This is a genomic window from Microbacterium yannicii, assembly GCF_024055635.1.
GTDB lineage: Bacteria > Actinomycetota > Actinomycetes > Actinomycetales > Microbacteriaceae > Microbacterium > Microbacterium yannicii.
This window is the reverse complement of sequence record NZ_JAMXMB010000036.1, coordinates 147,601-162,963: the sequence shown is the minus strand read 5'-3', so window position 1 is coordinate 162,963 and position 15,363 is coordinate 147,601. Positions and strand designations below refer to the sequence as shown.

The window sequence follows — 15,363 nt, the reverse complement described above, 5'->3', positions numbered from 1 at the left end:
GAACGACGGATGCCGCGACCCGGCGCGTGAGCGCGGGTCGCGGCATCCGTCGTCAGAGGTGGGTCAGACCACGCTCGCGGACTCGTCCTCGGTCGCGTCGTCCGCGGTCCCCGCCGGCGGCTCGCTGTGCTCGGCCTCGGCCAGTGCGCGCGCCTCCTCGTCGAGATCGGTCGCCGCCTGCTCGAACTGCGAGTTGTAGAGCCGGAAGTACGCGCCCTGGGCGACGATGAGCTCGTCGTGGGTGCCCTTCTCGACGATCCCGCCGTTCTCCATCACGAGGATGAGGTCGGCGTCGCGGATCGTCGACAGGCGGTGCGCGATCACGAACGACGTGCGGCCTTCACGCAGCGCTGCCATGGCGTGCTGCAGCAGCAGCTCGGTGCGGGTGTCGACCGAGCTCGTCGCCTCGTCGAGGATGAGCACCGACGGCTGCGCGACGAATGCGCGCGCGATCGTGATGAGCTGCTTCTCGCCGGCCGAGATGTTCGACGCGTCCTCGTCGAGGAGCGTGTCGTAGCCGTCGGGCAGCGAGTGCACGAAGCGGTCGACGTACGTGGCCCGCGCGGCAGCGAGGATCTCGTCGTCGGTCGCGTCGGCGCGTCCGTAGCGGATGTTCTCGCGGATCGTTCCCGCGAACAGCCACGGGTCCTGCAGCACCATACCGGTCTTGGCCCGGATGTCGCGCCGCGTCAGCAGCGCGATGTCCTGTCCGTTCAGGAGGATGCGACCGCCGTCGAGCTCGTAGAAGCGCATCAGCAGGTTCACGAGCGTCGTCTTGCCGGCGCCGGTCGGACCGACGATCGCCACCGTCTGGCCGGGCTCCACCCGGAACGACAAGTCGTGGATGAGCGGGCGCTCGGACGTATACGAGAAGGCGACGTCCTGGAACTCGATGGTGCCGTCGCCGTCGACCGGTGCCGGGGCATCCGGTGCGTCGGGCTCTTCTTCGCTCTCGTCCAGGAGCTCGAACACACGCTCGGCCGACGCGGTGCCGGACTGCACGACCGCGGCCATGCCGCCCAGCTCCGACAGCGGCTGGGTGAACTGCTGCGAGTACTGGATGAACGCCTGCACGTCGCCGAGGCGCAGCTGACCGCTCGCGACCATGAGCGCGCCGAAGACGGCGATGCCGACATAGGTCAGGTTCCCGATGAACATCATCGCGGGCATCATGATGTTCGACAGGAACTGCGCCTTGAAGGATGCCTGGTAGAGCTCCTCGTTCTCGGCCCGGAACGCCTCGCGCGCCGCCTGCTCGCGACCGAACACCTTGACGAGCGCGTGGCCGGAGAAGGACTCCTCGACGCGTGCGTTGAGGCGGCCGACCTTGCGCCACTGGATGCCGAACGCCTTCTGCGAGCGCGGGCCGATGACGCCGAACAGCACGGCCATGAGGGGGAAGCTCACCAGCACGACGAGCGTCAGCTGCCACGAGATCGTCAGCATCATGATGAGCACGCCGATCACGGTGAGCACGCTCGTGAGCGCCTGCGACAGTGACTGCTGCATCATCTGCGTGATGTTGTCGATGTCGTTCGTGACGCGGGAGATCAGCTCGCCGCGCTGCACCCGGTCGAAGTAGCGCAGGGGCAGACGGTTGATCTTGGCTTCGACGTCTTCGCGCAGGCGCCACATGACCCGCACCATGATGACGTTGATGACGTAGCCCTGCACCCACATCAGCAGGGACGACGCGAAGTACAGCGCGAGCACGATCAGCAGGACGCGGCTGAGCGCAAGGAAGTCGACGCCGGCGCCGGGGACGAAGTGCTCCATCGCCGCCACCATGTTGGCGAGATCCTGCTCGCCGGATGCTTCGAGGCCCTGGACGACCTGCGCCTGCGTGGCACCCACGGGTGCCATCGACGACACGACGCCCTCGAAGAGGATATTGGTGGCCTCGCCGAGCACCTTGGGCGACAGCACGGCCAGCACGACACCGATCGAGCCGAGGATCGACACGAAGATGAAGCCGACCGCGTTGGGACGCAGCAGCCCGATGAGCCGGCGGAACGACGGCCCGAAGTGCGCGGCCTTTCCTGGGGCTACCGCGCCGCTCCAGTCGTCGGCCGAGATGCGGGCCTGCTCGCCGAGCTCGATCTCGAGCTTCTCCTCGGGGCTCAGCTCCGCGATGGCGTCGCGGGCCCGACCCCGGCGGGGTGACGTGCCGGTGTTCGGCTGCTGTTCGGGGCTGGACTGCTGTTCGGGGCTCATCGGGCCACCTCCGCTCCGAGCTGGGATTCGACGATCTCGCGGTAGGTCTGACTCGTCTCGAGCAGCTGCTCGTGCGTGCCGAGGCCGACGATGCCGCCGTCGTCGAGGACGACGATGCGATCGGCGTCGGTGATCGTCGAGACGCGCTGGGCGACGACGATCTTCGTGACGTCCGGCAGCTCGCGCCACAGCGCCTGCCTCAGTCTGGCGTCGGTGGTGAGATCGAGCGCCGAGAACGAGTCGTCGAAGACGAGCACGCGCGGCTGGTGAACGATGGCCCTCGCGATCGCGAGGCGCTGGCGCTGCCCGCCCGAGACGTTGGTGCCGCCCTGCGAGATGGGCGCGTCCAGTCCGCCGTCCATCTGGCTCACGAAGTCGCTCGCCTGGGCGATCTCGAGGGCCTGCCACAGCTCGGCATCCGTCGCCTCCTCCCGCCCGAATCGCAGGTTCGACGCGATCGTGCCGGAGAACAGGAACGGACGCTGCGGCACCAGCCCGATCGTGGCCCAGAGGGCGTCGAGATCGGCGCGACGGACGTCCAGGCCGCCCACCTCGACGGCGCCGTGCGTCACATCGAACAGGCGCGGGATCAGCGAGATCAGCGTGGTCTTGCCGGCGCCGGTCGAGCCGACGACGGCGACGGTCTCGCCCGGCTCGGCGCGGAAGCTGATGCCGGAGAGGATGGGGTGCTCGGCACCGGGGTAGGTGAAGGTGACGTCCTTGAACTCGACGGCGCCCGGCGCGGGGAACTCGGCGGGTGCACCCGCGGGCCGCTCGAGCGACGACGCCGTGTCGAGCACCTCTCCGATGCGCTCGGCCGACACGGCGGCGCGGGGGATCATCAGCGTCATGAAGCTCGCCATCATGACGCCGGAGAGGATGATCATGGCGTACTGCATGAAGGCGAACAGCGTGCCGATCTGGATCTCGCCGGCGTCGACCTGCATGCCGCCGAACCAGATGACTCCGATGACGGTGACGTTGAGGATGAGCATGACGGCCGGGAACAGCACCACGAAGAGCGAGCCGACCTTGCGCCCGACGACCATGATCTCGGTGTTGGCCACGCGGAAGCGCTCCTCTTCGAGAGGCTCGCGGACGAAGGCCCTGATGACGCGGATGCCGGTCAGCTGCTCGCGCATCACCCGGTTCACGCCGTCGAGCTTCGCCTGAAGGCTGCGGAACAGCGGCACCATGCGCGCGATCACCAGTCCCGCGACCACGAGCAGGACGGGCACGGCGACCGCGATGATCCAGGCGAGGCTCGCGGCCTGCTCGATGGCGAGGACGATACCGCCGATCGCGAGCAGCGGCGCCGTCACGAGGAAGGTGGCGGCCATCATCGTGAGCATCTGCACCTGCTGCACGTCGTTCGTGTTGCGGGTGATCAGCGAGCCGGCGCCGAATCCCGTGACCTCGCGCTCCGAGAAGCCCGAGACGCGCTCGAAGATGTCGTCTCGGACGTCGCGGCCGAGCTTCATCGCGGCACGCGCCGCGAAGTAGGTCGCGATGATCGAGGCGACGATCTGCGCGAGCGACACCGTCAACATGATGGTGCCGGTGCGCCAGATGTACTCGGTGTCGCCCTTGGACACACCGTTGTCGATGATGTCGGCGTTCAGGCTGGGCAGGTAGAGCGAGGCGAGCGCGGAGGCGGACTGGAACAGCAGCACACCGAGCAGCAGCCAGCCGGATGGTTTGAGATAGCGGACGAGGAGTTTGGCGAGCACGGACTTCTCCCAGAAGTGACGATGCCATGACGAAGCACCGCCTGATGCGGTGTCCATGGATGCCGACCCACCATTGCACGCCCCGCCGACATCGCGGCAGACACGTTCACGGAGGGCGAACGACGAAGGCTGAGGGCGTTCCCGGACGCCCGCCGGTCACTCTAACACGATATATCGCGTGCGCGCGAGTCGCGGCCGACCCGTCTGCAATCGCGAAAGGGCACGTTTCCGCGCATCCGACTGCGGAAATATCCTCTCGCGATTCCTGGCAGGGAAGGCGGGGGATGCCTCGGGCTAGGCCTGGCCGCCCTGTGCGATGTCGGCGCGCTCCCGCCAGCTGCGGGCGGTGACGCGATCGAGGGCGACCTGGCGGCGCAGCGCGTCGGCCTTCTCGTACAGCGTGGGGTCGCCGTAGCTGGTCAGCACCTTCACGAGCACCGGGAGCAGCTCGATCATGAAGAACAGCGCGGCGATCAGCCCGTGCGCCCACAGCAGCGTCGGCTCGCGCTGCGACAGGCGCTCCAGACCGCTGATCTGGCTCAGCAGCCCGGTCGCGCCGGCGTTGCCGCCCGCGACCTCGGCGGCACGCGCGTTGTACGCCGCAAGCGCCGCGTCGTACTGCTCGCGAGCGGCGGGCAGCTCGTCCTTCGCCTGCTTCTTGTTCTGGGCTTCCGATGCGCCCGCGTCGGCCGTGCCGGCCGCCTGCGCGGCAGCGAGATCCGACTGCGCGGTGGTCAGCTGAGCGGCCAGATCGTCGTATGCCGACTGGGCCGCGGCCAGCTGATCCTGGGCAGCGCCGGAGCTCGCTCCCTCGCCGGCGACGCCGCTGCACCCCGCGACCTCCCCGGCACCCTGGCCGGTGAGCTCGCACTCATAGATGGCGCGCGCCTGATCGATGACGGTCTGCTGCGCGGCGAGCTTGGCCGTGAGGTCGTCGACGGTCGCCTGCGCCGACGCCGTCGCACCGGAGGTCGTGTCGGCGCCCGCCACCACACCACTGGCCGCCTGGCTCTCGAGGGCCGAGACGCGTTCGCTCGCGGCATCCAGCGCCTGCTTCTCGGGGCCGGAGGTCACGGCGTCCTGATCGGACTGCGCCTGCACGAGGTTGGTGGCGGTCACCTCGCGCGCGATGTCGTTGTGGAACACCTGCAGCACGAGCGGCTCGGCGACCACGATGCCGATGATCGCGGCCATGATCACGCGCGGGATCGCCAGCCCGATGAGGCGCCAGACGTTGCGCGTGGAGCGCATGGTCGAGGTGAGGAAGCGGTCGAGATTGAAGATGATGAGCGCCCACACGATCGCGAGCGGCACGGCGACCCAGGCGCCGACGCGCACGCCGGTCATCAGCGCGAACATCATCGAGATCGCCGAGACCAGGGCGGTGCCGGCGAGCACGAAGAACATCTGCACGAATCGCGGCGTCTCGGTGGGGACCTCGTCCAGCACCGTGCCGTCGGCACCGCCGAGGATCGCGACCCGGCGCCAGCCCGCACCGCGTTCACGCCGACGCGCGGCGCGCTTCGAGCGACCCGAGCGGGCGGGCTCCGTCGGCGCGGGTTCCGGCTCGGGCTCCTCCGCGACCAGCACGTGGGCGGTCGCATCGGGCTCCGCCGCAGCGCCCCACTCCCCGATCGGCGTGGTCGCGGTGATCGCCGGCTCCGTCACCCTGTCATCCAGTGCAGCCCTGTCGTCCACCGCAGGCTCGTCGCGGACCACCGCGACCGGCTGCGTCGGGTTCATCGCCAGCGCGTCCTCGAGCAGGTCGCGCGTCACGGGGTACGGGTCGTCCGGGCCGCCGGCATCCTCCCGGTCGTCTCGCGGCTCGCCGGCCGCCTGCTGGGCCCGCACATCGTCGAGATACAGATCCTCGGCGCGCGCCTCGTCGTCCGCCTCGAACTCGATGCGGCCGTCGGAGCCGAACCGGCCCGGTCGGTGTGCGGAGAAAGACATCCCGACACCCTAGACAGGGCAACCTGTGCGGCAGGTGAGTCTCCAACCGCGGAGCGGCGGTGAGGTCAGTCCTCGAGCGGCGTGGCGGCGGCGACCGCCTCGTCCTCTTCGGTGGCGACCAGCTGACCGCAGGCGCCGTCGATCTCCTTGCCGCGGGTGTCGCGGAGGGTCGTCGGGATGCCGGCATCGTTGAGCCGGCGGACGAACTCGTTCTGCACCGGCACGTCGGATGCCGTCCAAATCGAGCCGGGGGTCGGGTTGAGCGGGATGGGGTTGACGTGCACCCAGCCGCGACCGCGCGCGTTGAGCTTCTCGGCCAGGAGGTCGGCCCGCCAGCCGTGGTCGTTCATGTCCTTGATGAGCGCGTACTCGATCGACACGCGGCGTCCGGTCTTGTCGAAGTAGGCGCGTGCGGCGTCGAGCGCTTCGTCGACCTTCCAGCGCGAGTTGACCGGGATGAGCTCGTCGCGGAGCTTGTCGTCGGGGGCGTGCAGCGAGAGGGCGAACGTCACCGGGATGTCCTCGTTCGCCAGTTTCGTGATCGCGGGCACGAGTCCGACCGTCGACACGGTGATGCCGCGGGCGCTCATGCCGAGGCCGTGCTGCTTGTCCGTCATCACCCGCACCGCCTGCATGACCCGCGCGTAGTTCGCGAGCGGCTCGCCCATGCCCATGAAGACGATGTTCGACACCCGCTCGGCGGAGTGGTCGTCCTTCTTCTTGCCGCCCAGTCCGCCGTCGGCGATGAGGCGGTTGGCGCGCACGATCTGCTCGATGATCTCGGCCGCCGACATGTTGCGGGTGAGGCCCGCCTGTCCGGTCGCGCAGAACGGGCAGTTCATGCCGCAGCCGGCCTGGCTGGACACGCACAGTGTGATGCGGCCCGGGTAGCGCATGAGCACCGACTCGACGAGGGCGCCGTCGTGCAGCTTCCACAGGAACTTGATGGTGTCGCCGCGGTCGGTCTCGAGGCGACGTACCTCGGTGAGCAGCGGCGGCAGCATGCCGTGGACGAACTCCTCACGCCCTTCGGCGGGGAGGTCCGTCATGTCGGCGGGGTTGTGGGTCCAGTGCTGGAAGTAGTGCTTCTCGAGCTGCTTCGCCCGGAAGCCGGGAAGCCCGAGCTCCTTGACCTTCTCGACGCGCTGCTCGGGGGTGAGGTCGGCCAGATGCACCGGCGGCTTGCCCCGCTTGGGGCTGGCGAACTGCAGAAGAGGCCGGCCCTCGGCATCCTTCTTCTGGGTCCAGCCCTCCGTCGCCGGACGCACCTGCCTGGGTTTGGTCGTGCGCACGGGCGAATCGGTCATGAAATCCAGGGTAGGGGACGCGCCTGGACGGATGCCGATGCCGCCGCCTCCCGCCTGCCCCGCGCACTCGCACCCGCGCGTGGTCAAGCCCCCTCGGGCAGTTGGGCGACGCCGCTAGCCTGACCCGATGAGCGACGACACCGACCTGACGATCCGCCCGATCGAGCCCACGGACGCCGGCGAGGTGCTGACGCTGCAGCGCGCGGCGTTCGTGCAGGAGGCACTGATCTATGGGTCGCCCGATATGCCGCCCCTCACCCAGACGCTGGAGGAGCTCCAGGCCGAGCTGGCCGAGAACCTCGGCGTCGTCGCCGTCGACGGCGCTCGCATGGTCGGCGCACTCCGCGCGCGTGTCGATGGCGACCTGCTGCTGGTCGGCCGCATCGCGATCGCGCCTGATCGTGCCGGCGAGGGGATCGGCAGTGCTCTGCTGGAGGCGGTCGAACGCCGCGGCGCCGCCGCCGGTGCGAGCGAGGCCGAGCTGTTCACCGGCTCGCTGAGCGAGGCGAACCAGCGCCTCTACGAACGCGTCGGCTATGCCGAGACCCAGCGCGTGCCCGAAGGCGACGGCACCGAGCAGGTCTTCCTGCGCAAGCGGCTCGACGCGAGGCGCCGCGGCTAGGCTCGCGGTGTGGTCCCGCTCGAGAACCTCCTCGCCTTCACGCTCGCCGCGCTGGTGCTGATCGTGATCCCGGGCCCGAGCGTGCTCTTCACGATCGGGCGCGCGCTCGCGCTCGGACCGATCGGCGGGCTCCTCAGCGTGCTCGGCAACGCCCTGGGCCTGCTGCCGGTCATCGGCCTCGTGGCCATCGGCGTCGGCGGCATCGTCGCGCAGTCGATCGTGCTCTTCACCATCGTCAAGGTCGCCGGCGCCGTATACCTGATGTATCTCGGCGTGCAGGCGATCCGCCACCGTCGCCGGGCGGCGGACCAGGCGACCGGCGCCGCACTGCCGCGCTCGGCCTGGCGTCAGCTCGGTGAGGGGTTCGTCGTCGGGGTGACCAACCCGAAGACCATCGCCTTCTTCGTGGCGGTGCTCCCCCAGTTCGTCGATCTGAACGCCGGCATGGTGCCGCTGCAGATGATCGAGCTCGGCCTCGTGTTCTTCGTGATCGCGCTGATCTCGGACGGCATCTGGGCGCTCGTCGCCGCCGGCGCCCGCACCTGGTTCGGCCGCTCCCCGAAACGCATCTCGACGCTGTCGGCCACGGGGGGCGGCCTGATGATCGGCCTCGGCGGCATCCTCCTCTTCACCGGGAACAAACACTGATGACCCCTTCGACAGGCTCAGGGACCGAAGCCACCGGACCGAGCGCGCAGGCGACCGGACCGAGCGCGCAGGCGACCGGACCGAGCGCGCAGGCGACTGGACCGAGCGCGCGAACCGCCCGGCGGCGCATCGTCTTCCTCGACGTGGACGGGACGATCCTCGAGCACGGCGCCCACATCTCCCCCTCGACGCCGGCCGCCGTCCGCGCCGCGCGCGCGGCGGGGCACCTCGTGTACCTGAGCACCGGCCGCTCGGCCGCCGACATCCATCCGGTGGTCGCCGAGATCGGCTTCGACGGCGCGGTCACCAACTCGGGCGCCCTCGTCACCTCCGGCGGCGAAGTGATCGCCGAACGCCCCCTGTCGCCGGCGGCGGCCGACCGCATGCTGACCGCGCTGCGGAGTCGCGGCATCCGCTATTTCCTCCAGACCGGCGACGGCGTCTACGCGAGCGATGACATGGCCGAGCTGATGCGCGACTATGCCGCCGCCCTCGAGGCACGGGTGCAGGCGGGCCAGGAGGTGCGCCCCGAGGATTCGCTCGTGGGCCTCGCACAGCGGACGTTCCCGAGTGCGGACGAGGCGGACCTCAGCCGCATCGACAAGGCAGTGTTCGTCAGCGACCACGAGGAGGGCCTCGACGAGCTGCGTGCCGACCTCGGCGACGAGTTCCTCATCGTGCCGGGGAGCATGCCGCTGCCGGGCGGATCGAACGGCGAGATCAGCGAGCGCGGCACGACGAAGGGCTCGGCGATCGAGCTGCTGCTAGCACATCTCGGAATGGACGCCGCGGATGCCGTCGCGATCGGCGACAGCTGGAACGACGTCGAGATGTTCGAGGTGTGCGGCGTCGCGGTGGCCATGGGCAACGCGCAGCCCGAGCTCAAGCAGCTCGCCGATTTCGTCACCACCGACGTGCTCGACCACGGCGTCGCCAACGCCCTGCGCCGGCTCGGGCTGATCTGACAGCCCGCCGTCAGCCTGCGCGGGGTGGCGCAGTGGAGTCGCGAACGACGAGCCAGGTGGGCAGCTGGACGTTCTCGGGCGGAGCGCCGCGCTCCATGTCCAACGCGACACGGAGCGACTCACGACCGAGGAGCCCCCATTCCTGGCGGACGGTGGTCAGCGGCGGCGCGAACATCTCGGCCTCGTCGATGTCGTCGAAGCCGACCAGCGAGATGTCCTCGGGGATGCGCAGGCCCGCCTCGGTGATCGCCCGGTAGGCACCGAGCGCCATCTGGTCGTTCGCGGCGAGGATCGCGGTCGGGCGCTCCTCGCGCAGCAGGCGTCTGGTCGCCTCGTAGCCCGACCCCGGAGTCCAGTCGCCGGGCCGGGGCGGCGGGATCTCCCGTCCGCGCTCGGTCAGCACGTCGTGCCACGCGCGATGCCGGGCTGCCGCGGAGAACGAGCCGGACGGGCCGGTGATGTGATGGACCGTCTCGTGCCCGAGGTCCAGCAGGTGAGCGACCGCCTCGCGCGCGCCGCTGTCCTGCTCGAAGTCGACGGAGGCGACGCCGTCGACCAGCGGCGGGCCGAGGACGACCGTCGGCACGCCCTCCGGCAGCTGCAGCGTCTCGTCCACGCCGAAGGGCGCGGGCAGGATGACGATGAGCACGTCGACGGCCATCTCGCCCAGCCGTGTGAAGGCGCCGTTGGCCGCCCGCCCGGAGGTGGCGGCCAACGGCATCAGCGTCGTGGCATAGCCGCTCTCGGCGGCCCGCTCCGAGATCGCCTCGAGCGAGCGGTGCGTGCCGACCGAGTGCAGGTTGTAGTAGACGACACCCACGGTGCGGAACGACCCGCGACGGATGGCCCGCGCCGCGGCGTTCGGCCGGTAGCCGAGCTCGCGCATGGTGCTCAGGATCAGCTGGCGCTTCTCGGGCGCCACGTTGGGCTCGCCGTTCGCCACGCGGGACACGGTCTGCACCGAGACGCCGACAGCCTGCGCGACATCCCGCAGCGATGTGCGGCGTTCAGCCATTCACACCCCTCGGAAGGCGAAGCGGAACTCGAGGTCGCCGCTCGTCGGCAGGTGGTACTGCGCCAGCGTGCGCGCGCCCCACGAGTCGTCGCCGCCGACCCCGCGCCGCATGAGCGCCGGGCGCAGCACGGTGCGATGGATCGGGGGCAGCTCGGTGTGGTGCAGGGCGTTCTCCACCTCGTCGGGCGTCCAGGGCAGGGCCGAGAACTCCATGCCCTCGGGCGATTCGACGCGGAGGCCCGCGCCGCGCCCATCGGTGACCTCGGCCCAGCGCACGCCCGTGCGGCTGCCCGCTTCCTGTGGGCGCAGGTAGGGGGTGAGTTCGGTCGCCACGTCGCGATCGTATACGCCCAGTCGCGCGCCGCCGCGGCGATCCACGTAGCATTCCTCGGGCCCGTCGCCGTACCACCGCAGCCTGCGGAACTCGGGCAGCGTCGTCAGCAGCATCCCGAATTCGGGGAGGCTCGGCAGCCCGTCGACGAGTTGCAGGGTCTGGGTCACCTCGACCCGGCCTGCACCGTCGACGCGGTACGCGACATCGCATGTCGTCGCCGGTCGCGTGGGCAGCTCGTACGAGAGCGTCACGGTCACCGAGGTCTCATCCGTCTCGACCCGCGTCGTGGTCAGCGGGTCGCGCACCCGGCCGTAGCGGCTCGCGAGCAGCCACTGGCCGTCCTCGAACGGCGCCTCCCACCCGCGTTCGTTCGCGGTGGGCGCGTGCCAGAAGTGCGGGCGCGGCATGGACGTCAAGAGCTCGCGCCCGCCGTCCGAGGTCATGCCGAAGCGGTACGAGGCCAGTCCGCCGTACAGGGTCGAGAACAGGACGCTGAACCCGGCGCCGCGCACGCCGATGTTGTGCGCACCGCGGACGAGCTCCGGCGCAGGCGCCGCCACGACCGCCGGCGGCGACCCGACCCGGACGACGCGCTGCTCGCGAGCGACCTCATGGCCCTCCGGTGCCCACGCCGTCGCCGACCGCAGCCGGAACGAGACGTCGATCGTGTACTCCCCCGGCGCCGCCGGGACGGCGAGCGGGAGGGCGACAGTGCCCGTCTCGCCGGCCGCGATGTCGGTCTCGACCTCGGCCTGACGCAGCACCTCGCCCTCGCGCGCGAGCGTCACGACGCAACGATAGGCCGCGCTGGACGTCGCCATCAGCCGGTTGTGCACCGTCATGGCGTCGTCGTCGATGCGGATGCGCAGGCCCTGATAGACGTAGGCGACCTCCTGCAGCTTGGGCGTCGGCGTGTGGTCGGTGAAGAAGATGCCGTTGCCGCAGAACTCGCCGTCGTTCGGCGCATCGCCGAAGTCTCCGCCGTAGCCGAAGTACTCCTCGCCGTAGCGGTCGGTCAGCGCGATCGCCTGGTCGGCGAAGTCCCAGATGAACCCGCCCTGGAACAGCGGCTCACGGTAGGCGAGCTCGATGTACTCGTCGACGGCGCCGAACGAGTTGCCCATCGCGTGGGCGTACTCGCAGAGGATGAACGGCTTCTCGCGGTGCTCGCGCAGGAACTCCTCGACCTCGGCCGCGGGCGTGTACATCTGGCTGACGACATCCGTCGTCTCCTCGTGGCGCGGGTCCCAGTGCACTCCTTCGTAGTGCACGGGACGCGTGTCGACGTCGCGGAAGTACGCCGCGACGTCGCGCAGGTTGGTGCCGCCGTAGGACTCGTTGCCGCACGACCACATCACGATGCTGGGGTGGTTCTTGTCGCGCTCGTACATGCTGGCCGCGCGGTCGAGCAGGGCGGGCAGCCACTCGGGGCGATCGCCGGGGACGGCCTCGTCGATCGGCGCGCCGAGCTTGCGGATGCGGTCCCACACACCGTGGCTCTCGAGGTTCATCTCGTCGATGACCATGAGTCCGTGCCGGTCGGCGAGGTGGTAGAACGCGGTGCTGTTCGGATAGTGGCTCGTGCGCACCGCGTTCACGCCGGCGGCTTTGAGGAGCAGGATGTCGGACTCGATCTCGGCCGCCGTCTGCACGCGGCCGGCCAGGCCGAATTCGTGACGGTTCACGCCGAGGAACACCACGCGTCGTCCGTTGAGCGAGAGCAGCCCGTCCTCGATCGCGAAACGCCGCACGCCGACCCGCTGCATGATGACCTCGACGAGGGCTCCGTCACCGTCGCGCACCTCGATCTCGACGTCGTACAGCGCCGGATGCTCCGGGCTCCACAGCAGGGGATTCTGAAGACGGATGCCGAAGCCGCCGTCTCCGCGATGCTCGAGCTCGCCGACCCCGTCGATGCGGGCGCGCACGCGTCCGTCACCGCGCAGGGCGACGCGCAGGGTCACGTCGGCGACCTGGTTGCCGGGTGCGAGGTCCACATCGACCCGGATGTCCTCGACGTGCACCACCGGCCGGCGGGAGAGCACGACGTCGCGGAACAGGCCCGAGAAGCGGAAGAAGTCCTGGTCTTCGAGCCACGAGCCGCTCGAGAACTTGAAGACCTGCGCCGCGAGCTTGTTCTCGCCCTCGACGAGCGCATCGGTCACGTCGAACTCCGACGGCGTGAAGCTGTCGGTCGCGTAGCCGAGGTACCGGCCGTTCAGCCAGACGGCGATCGCGCTCTCGGCGCCGAGAAAGCTCACGCTCACCGTCTCGCCCGTCTCGAGAGGGCGATCCAGCACGAAGCTCTTCACGTACGAGGCCACCGGGTTGTAGCGCTCGGGCACCTGTCCCGGTGAGATCTCCTCCACGCCGTCCCACGGGTACTGCACGTTGACGTACTGAGGGCGGTCGTAGCCGTGCAGCTGGATGTGCGCCGGGACGGGGATGTCGTCCCAGCTCTCGCAGTCGTACCCCGGGTCGAAGAACCCCGCCGGCGCGGCGGCCGGATTCTTCGCGTAGTGGATCTTCCACCGGCCGCTCAGCGACTGCTCATATCCGCTGCGACCGTCGGCCGCCTCCTCCGCCGAGCGGAACCAGCGGTGATCCGAGTGCGCGGGGCGGCGGTTCTCCCGCACGAAGCGGGGATCGGCGATGCGTGCGGCGTCGAACGCGGCGTCATCGTCGCGGGAGCCGGCATCCGCCCTGTCGATCGTGTCCAGCGTCACTTGACCGCCCCCGTGATCCCCTGCGCGAACTGCCGCTGCAGCAGGAGGAAGATGATCATCGTCGGCAGCGACGACAGCAGCACCGCGAGCATGAGCACCCCGTAGTCGGTGACGTAGCCGGCGCTGATGTTCGCCGTGAGCATCGGCATCGTGAGCACGCTGTTGTTGACGAGGATCACCTTGGGCCAGAGGAAGTTGTTCCACGCCATCATGAACGTGATCACGGCGCCCGCCGCGAAGGTCGACCGCATCGTGGGGACGTAGATGCGCGCGAAGATCGAGAGCTCGCTGAGGCCGTCGATGCGCGCCGCCTCGATGAGCTCGTGCGGGAACGACCGCGATGCCTGGCGGAACAGCAGGATCAGGAACGGCGTCGAGATCATCGGGATGACCACCGCCCAGAGCGAGTTGACCATTCCGACCCGTGCGAACAGCTGGAACAGCGGGATCATCGTCGCGGCGAACGGGATCATAATCGCCAGCAGCAGGATCGCCATGACGACGTCCTTGCCCCGGGAGTGATACACCTCGAACCCGTATCCGGCGATCGAGCACACCGTCAGCGCGAGCAGCGTGGTGCCCACGGCGATGAGGAACGAGTTCGTCATGGCGCCGACGACGTTCTGCGTCGAGAACAGCACGGTGAGGTTCTCCAGCAGCGCCGCGCCGGGCAGCATCCGCGAGGAGAGGACGTCCTTGCTCGTGTTGGTGGCCGAGACCACCATGAAGTAGAGCGGGAACACCGAGAACAGGGCCCAGACCGCCAGCAGGGCGTATCCGGGAAGGCTGCGGAGCTTAGTCACGCTTGTCACCGACCTTCATCTGGATGAACGAGAGGATGGCGACGAGCATCAGGATCACGTACGAGATCGCCGCGGCGTAGCCGAAGTTCGGGTTCTTCTGGAACGACACCTCATAGAGGTAGTGCGCCATCGACATGGTCTGGTGGGCGGGGCCGCCCTGCGTGAGCGCCCAGGACTCGTCGAACATCTGCAGGGTGCCGTTGATCGACAGGATCGCGGTGAGCACGATCATGGGCTTCAGCTGCGGGATGGTGACGTACCAGAACGTCTGGAACGCGTTGGCGCCGTCCATGCGTGCTGCCTCGATGCTCGAATGGTCGATGTTCTGCAGCGCCGCGAGGTAGAAGACCATGTTGTAGCCGGTCCAGCGCCACAGCAGCCCGAGGATGATCACGAAGCGGGCGGTGTCGGCCTGGCCGAGCCAGTTGATCGGGCTGTCGATGAGGCCGATGCCGGCCAGCATGTCGTTGACGAAGCCGTCGCCGGCGAAGAGGGTGCGGAACACCAGCGAGTACGACACCAGCGACACGGCGCACGGCAGGAAGATCGCCGTCCGCCACAGTCCCTTGAACTTCAGCTTGGGGTTGTTCAGAAGATTCGCCAGCACCAGTGCGAGCGCGAGCATGATCGGCACCTGGATGATCAGGTACAGGAAGGTGTTGGTGAGCGTCAGCCTGAAGACATCGTCGCTCAGCATGCGCTGGTAGTTGTACCAGAGCGGATCCGCGAACTCGAGCCGCGTGCCGCGACCGGTCTGCAGCGACAGGACGAACGCCTGCGCCATCGGGATGAAGCTCATGAAGAGGATGAGCAGGGCGGCCGGGAGCAGGAAGCCCCAGCCGGTGAGGCTGCGGCGACGCGCGGGATTCAGCCAGGGCTTGCGGTCGCCGATGTAGTTGGGCAGGGGCGGCGGATCGTTCCGTCGCGGTGTCTTCGTGCGCGTCTTCGCGTCGGAGGCCACGGGTGTCATCTCTTTCCTCGGGCGGTGGGAAGCATCGCTGACCGCCGGCCGGGCGACGTCACCGCCGCCCGGCCGGACGATCCGT

11 protein-coding genes are annotated in these 15,363 nt (G+C 69.3%); 3 read left to right on the top strand and 8 right to left on the bottom strand.

The features are described 5' to 3' along the window. Positions 1-63 precede the first annotated feature (63 nt). From NCG93_RS15250 to rlmN, 4 genes are all read right to left on the bottom strand, one after another. Positions 64-2,214: an ABC transporter ATP-binding protein gene (locus NCG93_RS15250; RefSeq protein WP_194412617.1), complete on the bottom strand. Its 2,151-nt coding sequence runs from the start codon at positions 2,212-2,214 to the stop codon at positions 64-66. Next, positions 2,211-3,944: an ABC transporter ATP-binding protein gene (locus tag NCG93_RS15245; protein ID WP_194413730.1), complete on the bottom strand. Its 1,734-nt coding sequence runs from the start codon at positions 3,942-3,944 to the stop codon at positions 2,211-2,213. Before NCG93_RS15245 ends, NCG93_RS15250 begins: the two co-directional genes overlap by 4 nt. Positions 3,945-4,238: 294 nt before the next feature. After that, positions 4,239-5,897 carry a DUF4407 domain-containing protein gene (locus tag NCG93_RS15240; protein ID WP_194412616.1) on the bottom strand — a complete coding sequence of 553 codons (1,659 nt, stop codon included), beginning with the start codon at positions 5,895-5,897 and terminating at the stop codon, positions 4,239-4,241. Between the two features lie 65 nt (positions 5,898-5,962). Next, positions 5,963-7,204 (bottom strand): dual-specificity RNA methyltransferase RlmN, encoded by a 1,242-nt coding sequence (gene rlmN, locus NCG93_RS15235; RefSeq protein ID WP_194412615.1) that lies wholly within the window; start codon positions 7,202-7,204, stop codon positions 5,963-5,965. A 127-nt stretch (positions 7,205-7,331) separates the two neighbouring features. On the opposite strand from rlmN, the gene NCG93_RS15230 reads away from it, so the two are divergent. From NCG93_RS15230 to NCG93_RS15220, 3 genes are read left to right on the top strand one after another with little or no spacing between them, the layout of a single operon-like run. Next, complete coding sequence (locus NCG93_RS15230) at positions 7,332-7,826, top strand: GNAT family N-acetyltransferase (protein ID WP_194412614.1); 495 nt, start codon at positions 7,332-7,334, stop codon at positions 7,824-7,826. 9 nt (positions 7,827-7,835) lie between these two features. Further along, positions 7,836-8,474 carry a LysE family translocator gene (locus tag NCG93_RS15225; protein WP_194412613.1) on the top strand — a complete coding sequence of 213 codons (639 nt, stop codon included), beginning with the start codon at positions 7,836-7,838 and terminating at the stop codon, positions 8,472-8,474. Further along, positions 8,474-9,439, top strand: a complete 966-nt coding sequence (locus NCG93_RS15220; RefSeq protein ID WP_194412612.1) for an HAD family hydrolase — start codon at positions 8,474-8,476, stop codon at positions 9,437-9,439. The genes NCG93_RS15225 and NCG93_RS15220 overlap by 1 nt, the downstream gene beginning before the upstream one ends. A gap of 10 nt (positions 9,440-9,449) precedes the next feature. On the opposite strand, the gene NCG93_RS15215 is transcribed toward NCG93_RS15220, so the two are convergent. Genes NCG93_RS15215 through NCG93_RS15200 form a run of 4 tightly spaced genes read right to left on the bottom strand, consistent with a single transcriptional unit; the run spans position 9,450 to position 15,287 of the window. Then, positions 9,450-10,454 carry a LacI family DNA-binding transcriptional regulator gene (locus NCG93_RS15215; RefSeq protein WP_194412611.1) on the bottom strand — a complete coding sequence of 335 codons (1,005 nt, stop codon included), beginning with the start codon at positions 10,452-10,454 and terminating at the stop codon, positions 9,450-9,452. Then, positions 10,455-13,514 (bottom strand): beta-galactosidase, LacZ type, encoded by a 3,060-nt coding sequence (lacZ, locus tag NCG93_RS15210; protein WP_252787572.1) that lies wholly within the window; start codon positions 13,512-13,514, stop codon positions 10,455-10,457. It abuts the gene before it with no gap. Further along, entirely contained in the window at positions 13,511-14,317 is an 807-nt protein-coding gene (locus NCG93_RS15205) for a carbohydrate ABC transporter permease (protein ID WP_252787571.1), read from the bottom strand. The genes lacZ and NCG93_RS15205 overlap by 4 nt, the downstream gene beginning before the upstream one ends. Continuing rightward, positions 14,310-15,287 carry a carbohydrate ABC transporter permease gene (locus NCG93_RS15200; RefSeq protein ID WP_194412610.1) on the bottom strand — a complete coding sequence of 326 codons (978 nt, stop codon included), beginning with the start codon at positions 15,285-15,287 and terminating at the stop codon, positions 14,310-14,312. Before NCG93_RS15200 ends, NCG93_RS15205 begins: the two co-directional genes overlap by 8 nt. Positions 15,288-15,363 lie beyond the last annotated feature (76 nt).